The 261-nt window shown below is 53.6% G+C and carries 1 rRNA gene; it reads left to right on the top strand.

The features are described from left to right. Positions 1-261, top strand: a 16S ribosomal RNA gene (locus ACEO2X_RS14520); the annotation flags it as partial.

The raw sequence follows: 261 nt of genomic DNA, 5'->3' as shown, positions 1-261 counted from the left end.
GAGGTTGCTTCGGTAACTTAGCTAGCGGCGGACGGGTGAGTAATGCTTAGGAATCTGCCTATTAGTGGGGGACAACATTCCGAAAGGGATGCTAATACCGCATACGTCCTACGGGAGAAAGCAGGGGCTCTTTATGACCTTGCGCTAATAGATGAGCCTAAGTCGGATTAGCTAGTTGGTGGGGTAAAGGCCTACCAAGGCGACGATCTGTAGCGGGTCTGAGAGGATGATCCGCCACACTGGGACTGAGACACGGCCCAG

It is taken from the genome of Acinetobacter sp. AL9 (assembly GCF_041464035.1).
GTDB lineage: Bacteria > Pseudomonadota > Gammaproteobacteria > Pseudomonadales > Moraxellaceae > Acinetobacter > Acinetobacter towneri.
Note: the sequence above shows the minus strand (reverse complement) of the source record. Positions and strands in the feature narration are given on the sequence as shown.